This window comes from Phaeobacter sp. JH204B (assembly GCF_048055755.1).
In the GTDB taxonomy this organism is placed as follows: Bacteria; Pseudomonadota; Alphaproteobacteria; order Rhodobacterales; family Rhodobacteraceae; genus Phaeobacter; species Phaeobacter bryozoorum.
The window spans coordinates 1-389 of the sequence record NZ_JAYMXF010000025.1 but is presented as its reverse complement, the minus strand read 5'-3'; the positions used below and the strand labels follow the sequence as shown (position 1 = coordinate 389).

Genomic DNA, 389 nt, shown 5'->3' with positions numbered 1-389 from the left:
GATTACATCGACACGCCTGAGCGCGCTGTTGACCAGCCGTTCCTGATGCCGATCGAAGACGTGTTCTCGATTTCCGGCCGTGGTACCGTTGTGACCGGTCGTATTGAGCGCGGCGTGATCAACGTTGGCGACTCGATCGAGATCGTTGGTATCCGTGACACCTCCACCACCACCTGTACCGGTGTGGAAATGTTCCGCAAGCTCTTGGACCGTGGTGAAGCAGGCGACAACATCGGCGCGCTGCTGCGTGGTGTTGACCGTGACGGCGTTGAGCGTGGTCAGGTTCTGTGTAAGCCGGGTTCCGTGAAGCCGCACACCAAGTTCGAAGCTGAGGCCTATATCCTCACCAAGGAAGAAGGCGGTCGTCACACCCCGTTCTTCGCGAACTA

General features: G+C 58.6%; 1 protein-coding gene. It reads left to right on the top strand.

The window, feature by feature from the left end; genetic code table 11:
- Positions 1-389: EF-Tu/IF-2/RF-3 family GTPase (locus VXL81_RS14040; RefSeq protein WP_416554788.1), on the top strand; the 389-nt coding region annotated here is incomplete at both ends.